4 protein-coding genes, 4 tRNA genes, 1 rRNA gene and 1 pseudogene are annotated in these 5,452 nt (G+C 49.9%); 8 read left to right on the top strand and 2 right to left on the bottom strand.

The features are described from left to right. From rrf to birA, 3 genes are all read left to right on the top strand, one after another. Window positions 1-73: ribosomal RNA gene (rrf, locus tag OGY13_RS25160) — 5S ribosomal RNA — on the top strand; the annotation flags it as partial. A 365-nt stretch (window positions 74-438) separates the two neighbouring features. After that, window positions 439-1,467 carry a UDP-N-acetylmuramate dehydrogenase gene (gene murB, locus OGY13_RS15520; RefSeq protein ID WP_137377780.1) on the top strand — a complete coding sequence of 343 codons (1,029 nt, stop codon included), beginning with the start codon at window positions 439-441 and terminating at the stop codon, window positions 1,465-1,467. After that, window positions 1,464-2,426, top strand: a complete 963-nt coding sequence (birA, locus tag OGY13_RS15515) for a bifunctional biotin--[acetyl-CoA-carboxylase] ligase/biotin operon repressor BirA (RefSeq protein ID WP_128612557.1) — start codon at window positions 1,464-1,466, stop codon at window positions 2,424-2,426. The genes murB and birA overlap by 4 nt, the downstream gene beginning before the upstream one ends. Before the next feature lie 32 nt (window positions 2,427-2,458). Here the strand turns inward: birA and coaA are convergent, their stop codons facing one another. Both coaA and OGY13_RS15505 read right to left on the bottom strand, forming a co-directional pair. After that, entirely contained in the window at window positions 2,459-3,409 is a 951-nt protein-coding gene (coaA, locus tag OGY13_RS15510; protein ID WP_003031107.1) for a type I pantothenate kinase, read from the bottom strand. A gap of 289 nt (window positions 3,410-3,698) precedes the next feature. Beyond that, window positions 3,699-3,779, bottom strand: a pseudogene (locus tag OGY13_RS15505) (hypothetical protein); the annotation flags it as partial. 19 nt (window positions 3,780-3,798) lie between these two features. On the opposite strand from OGY13_RS15505, the gene OGY13_RS15500 reads away from it, so the two are divergent. The 5 genes from OGY13_RS15500 to tuf all read left to right on the top strand — a co-directional run. After that, window positions 3,799-3,874 (top strand) — tRNA-Thr (locus tag OGY13_RS15500). A gap of 8 nt (window positions 3,875-3,882) precedes the next feature. After that, a tRNA-Tyr gene (locus OGY13_RS15495) sits at window positions 3,883-3,967 on the top strand. 114 nt (window positions 3,968-4,081) lie between these two features. Then, a tRNA-Gly gene (locus OGY13_RS15490) sits at window positions 4,082-4,156 on the top strand. A gap of 5 nt (window positions 4,157-4,161) precedes the next feature. Then, a tRNA-Thr gene (locus tag OGY13_RS15485) sits at window positions 4,162-4,237 on the top strand. Between the two features lie 118 nt (window positions 4,238-4,355). Continuing rightward, window positions 4,356-5,452 (top strand): elongation factor Tu (gene tuf, locus OGY13_RS15480; protein ID WP_118262821.1); only part of this gene is annotated, 1,097 nt, incomplete at its 3' end.

The following is a 5,452-nucleotide window of genomic DNA, read 5'->3' as shown; positions in this document are numbered from 1 at the left end:
ACTCAGAAGTGAAACGCCGTAGCGCCGATGGTAGTGTGGGGTCTCCCCATGCGAGAGTAGGGAACTGCCAGGCATTAATTAAAGTGAAAAAGCCCATCCTGACGGATGGGCTTTTTTGCGTCTGTGTGGAATGAAAACCGCCGGATGCGGCGTGCCGCCTTATCCGGCCTACAGGGGCCGGGCTGAACGTATTTTGTAGGCCTGATAAGTGCAGCGCATCAGGCAACGCGGCGGTACATTGCCGGATGCGGCGTGTCGCCTTATCCGGCCTACAGAGGCAGGGCTGAACGTATTTTGTAGGCCTGATAAGCGCAGCGCATCAGGCACATCACAACACCGCACCATCGGGTGCAAAGCTATATCCTGAGCCTCCATAACACAAGCCATCCAGCGGTATATGCGGTAAACTAGGCGCGATTTTGCATCAGGAAAGCGTCTATGAATCACTCCCTTAAAGCCTGGAACACCTTCGGTATCGATCAGCAAACGAATGAACTTGTCTGCGCCGAAAATGAACAACAATTACTGAATGCCTGGCAATCAGCCAATGCATCGCATCATCCAGTACTGATCCTGGGCGAAGGGAGCAACGTCCTGTTTCTTGATGCCTTCCAGGGGACGGTGATCGTCAATCGTATTAAGGGTATTGAGATTACAGAACAACCTGATGCGTGGCATTTGCACGTAGGTGCGGGTGAAAACTGGCATCATCTGGTCCAGCATACGTTGCAGCTTGGTATGCCTGGCCTGGAAAATCTGGCGCTTATCCCAGGCTGCGTGGGTTCATCGCCAATCCAGAACATTGGTGCCTATGGCGTAGAGCTACAGCGCGTCTGCGAATACGTAGACTGCGTTGAGCTGTCGACTGGCAAACATCTGCGCGTTGGTGCAGCAGAATGTCGCTTTGGTTATCGTGACAGCATCTTCAAACATGAATACCAGGATCGCTTCGCAATTATTGCTGTTGGTTTACGCTTGTCTAAACAGTGGCATCCGGTACTGACCTATGGCGATCTGACGCGCCTGGATCCTACAACGGTGACGCCTCAGCAGGTTTTTGATTCTGTCTGCCATATGCGCACGACAAAACTGCCCGATCCGAAAGTAAACGGTAATGCAGGAAGCTTCTTTAAAAACCCGGTTGTCACCGCAGAGATTGCGCAGGAGCTCCTGGCAAAATTCCCAACAGCACCTAATTACCCGCAGGCTGATGGTTCTGTGAAACTGGCCGCCGGCTGGCTTATCGATCAGTGTCAGCTAAAAGGCATGCGCATTGGTGGCGCAGCGGTACATCAACAGCAGGCTCTGGTGCTGATCAATGCAGACAATGCGACGAGTCAGGATGTGGTGCAACTTGCACATCATGTACGTCAAAAAGTCGGTGAGAAATTTAATGTCTGGCTCGAACCAGAGGTCCGGTTTATTGGCCCGCAGGGTGAAATGAATGCTGTGGAGATCATTGCATGAAGGATAATACCGTCCCTCTGACGCTTATTTCATTACTCGCTGATGGCGAATTTCATTCCGGTGAGCAGCTCGGTGAAAAGTTGGGAATGAGCCGTGCCGCAATCAATAAGCATGTCCAGACGTTACGCGACTGGGGGGTTGATGTCTTTACTGTTCCAGGTAAAGGATACAGCTTACCGGAGCCTATCCAACTATTAGATGCCTCACTTATTCATTCTCAACTGGATGGTGGAAATATCACAGTCCTGCCGGTTATCGACTCAACCAATCAGTACCTGATGGACCGAATAGGTCAACTGGAGTCAGGGGATGCCTGTGTCGCTGAATATCAGCAAGCCGGGCGCGGCCGCCGTGGTCGCAAATGGTTCTCACCGTTTGGTGCCAACCTGTACCTTTCAATGTTCTGGCGGTTGGAACAAGGACCGGCTGCCGCGATTGGCCTGAGTCTGGTTATTGGTATCGTCATGGCTGAGGTTTTACGCGATCTGGGCGCAGAGAAGGTACGTGTAAAATGGCCCAACGACCTCTATTTGCTCGACCGTAAGCTGGCAGGGATCCTGGTTGAACTGACCGGTAAGACAGGGGATGCCGCGCAGATTGTTATCGGTGCGGGTATTAATATGTCCATGCGCCGGGTTGAAGAAAATGTGGTTAATCAAGGCTGGATTAACTTGCAGGAAGCGGGCATTAACATTGATCGCAATACCCTTGCTGCCCGACTGATACGTGAGTTGCGTGCTGCGTTAGTACTCTTTGAGCACGAAGGTTTAGCGCCGTATCTGTCTCGCTGGAAGAGACTGGATAACTTTATCGACCGCCCGGTCAAACTTATTATTGGCGATAAAGAAATATTTGGCGTCTCTCGTGGAATAGACGCGCAAGGTGCATTATTGCTTGAGCAAAATGGCGAGATCAAACCCTGGATGGGTGGAGAAATATCGCTAAGAAGCGCTGAGTAATAATAAGGGGAGCTGTTGCTCCCCTTTTTTATTTATTTTCTCAACCTGACTTGCTCAACGGCATGATTGGCACTTTTCGTCATGATTAAGCTTGCTCGCTCACGCGTTGGTAATATATTTTGCTTTAAATTCAGCCAGTTAATTTCTTTCCACAACGATGTGGCGGTGTTGATAGCCTCATCTTCTGATAATTTTGCATAGTTATGGAAATAAGAGTCCGGGTTGGTAAACGCCCCTTCACGGAATTTCAGGAAACGGTTGATATACCACGTCTGGAGTAATTCTTCTGGCGCATCAACATAAATAGAAAAGTCGACAAAGTCAGAAACAAATACATGATGCGGATCGTGAGGATAGTCCATCCCGCTTTGTAATACATTTAGCCCTTCGAGTATTAATATGTCGGGCTGGGCAACGGTTTTGTCGCCATCAGGGATCACATCATAGATGAGATGGGAATAGACCGGAGCCGTGACGTTAGGTACGCCTGATTTCAGATCGGAAACGAATTTAACCAAGCGATGCATATCATAGGACTGGGGGAAGCCTTTCTTCTTCATCAGTCCACGATCTTTCAATACCTGGTTAGGGTGGAGAAAGCCATCGGTAGTAATCAACTCAACCTTGCGATGCTCGGGCCAGCGACTGAGCAAAGCCTGCAAAACACGCGCAGTCGTACTTTTACCGACGGCGACGCTGCCAGCAATGCTAATAATATAAGGAATACGCTCGCCATTCGTGCCTAAAAATTGCTCCAGCACGGCCTGACGTCGCAGGTTCGAACTGATGTAAAAGTTTAGCAAACGCGAGAGAGGCAAATAAATCTCGGCAACTTCTTCCAGCGATAAGTCTTCGTTAATGCCTTTAAGACGAGCAATCTCTTCCTCGGTCAGGGTCATCGGCACGGAATCACGAAGCGCAGCCCACTGGTTGCGATCAAACTGTAGGTAAGGCGACGTTAACGCTTGCTCTTTTATACTCATACGCATGGTCTGGCTGTCATTGCTATATCAGGTCTGCGGTAAAAAACGAAATCATCCCGGTACGCAATGGCACGCACATTTCAGTTAATTTGGACAATGGGCAGGAGGGTAACACCAGATGGGGGGGAATAATAAGAAAAAATCATCCTCTGAAATGCAATGTGACGGGTATTCCAGATGTATAAAGATGTGCTTTCTCTCTATCAAAGCGTACCTGCCGGAGCAAAATTCCTCCCAGAGGAGGCTCCTGACGTTGGAAATTTGTCCAATCCAAAGAAGAAATAGATTATTTATCGGTCGTATAGTGCAAAATGTGAGCGATAGAACATTTTATGCAATTTTTTAGTTGCATGAGTGCGCATGTCTCCATAAAATGCGCGCTACTTGATGCCGACTTAGCTCAGTAGGTAGAGCAACTGACTTGTAATCAGTAGGTCACCAGTTCGATTCCGGTAGTCGGCACCATCAAGTCCGGTGGGGTTCCCGAGCGGCCAAAGGGAGCAGACTGTAAATCTGCCGTCACAGACTTCGAAGGTTCGAATCCTTCCCCCACCACCACTTTCTGGCAGCGTTATCGCCGCCTGAGTTGATTAAAAAATTAATCAGCTCGAACAGAAAAGAGAGAAATCTCTTTTTTGTTGCAGAAAGAACTGGGTAGCCGAGTTTCAGGATGCGGGCATCGTATAATGGCTATTACCTCAGCCTTCCAAGCTGATGATGCGGGTTCGATTCCCGCTGCCCGCTCCAGACGTGCTGATATGGCTCAGTTGGTAGAGCGCACCCTTGGTAAGGGTGAGGTCCCCAGTTCGACTCTGGGTATCAGCACCACTTCACTTCTCCTTCCCGTTTCTCTCTGTTTACTTTTAAAAGCATTCAACAGCTCAGGTATATTGCCTGGTTGATGTGGTGATATCACCGATTTATCCGTGTCTTAGAGGGACAATCGATGTCTAAAGAAAAATTTGAACGTACTAAACCGCACGTTAACGTCGGTACTATCGGCCACGTTGACCATGGTAAAACAACGCTGACCGCTGCAATCACTACCGTTCTGGCTAAAACCTACGGCGGTGCTGCTCGCGCATTCGACCAGATCGATAACGCGCCGGAAGAAAAAGCTCGTGGTATCACCATCAACACTTCTCACGTTGAATATGACACCCCGACTCGCCACTACGCACACGTAGACTGCCCGGGCCACGCCGACTATGTTAAAAACATGATCACCGGTGCTGCGCAGATGGACGGCGCGATCCTGGTTGTTGCTGCGACTGACGGCCCGATGCCGCAGACTCGTGAGCACATCCTGCTGGGTCGTCAGGTAGGCGTTCCGTACATCATCGTGTTCCTGAACAAATGCGACATGGTTGATGACGAAGAGCTGCTGGAACTGGTAGAAATGGAAGTCCGTGAACTTCTGTCTCAGTACGATTTCCCGGGCGACGACACTCCGATCGTTCGTGGTTCTGCTCTGAAAGCGCTGGAAGGCGAAGCAGAGTGGGAAGCGAAAATCATCGAACTGGCTGGCTTCCTGGATTCTTACATCCCAGAACCAGAGCGTGCGATTGACAAACCGTTCCTGCTGCCTATCGAAGACGTATTCTCCATCTCCGGTCGTGGTACCGTTGTTACCGGTCGTGTAGAGCGCGGTATCATCAAAGTTGGTGAAGAAGTTGAAATCGTTGGTATCAAAGAGACTGCTAAGTCTACCTGTACTGGCGTTGAAATGTTCCGCAAACTGCTGGACGAAGGCCGTGCTGGTGAGAACGTTGGTGTTCTGCTGCGTGGTATCAAACGTGAAGAAATCGAACGTGGTCAGGTACTGGCTAAGCCGGGCTCTATCAAGCCGCACACCAAGTTCGAATCTGAAGTGTACATTCTGTCCAAAGACGAAGGCGGCCGTCATACTCCGTTCTTCAAAGGCTACCGTCCGCAGTTCTACTTCCGTACTACTGACGTGACTGGTACCATCGAACTGCCGGAAGGCGTAGAGATGGTAATGCCGGGCGACAACATCAAAATGGTTGTTACCCTGATCCACCC

Origin of the sequence: Citrobacter sp. Cpo045 (assembly GCF_030332875.1) — a bacterium.
Lineage (GTDB): Bacteria > Pseudomonadota > Gammaproteobacteria > Enterobacterales > Enterobacteriaceae > Citrobacter > Citrobacter portucalensis.
This window is presented reverse-complemented; position numbering and strand designations above follow the sequence as displayed.

Coding starts and splice junctions, on each gene's coding strand:
- birA (WP_128612557.1), top strand. CDS start 1,464: ATGAAGGATAATACCGTCCCTCTGACGCTTATTTCATTACTCGCTGAT.
- coaA (WP_003031107.1), bottom strand. CDS start 3,409: ATGAGTATAAAAGAGCAAGCGTTAACGTCGCCTTACCTACAGTTTGAT.
- murB (WP_137377780.1), top strand. CDS start 439: ATGAATCACTCCCTTAAAGCCTGGAACACCTTCGGTATCGATCAGCAA.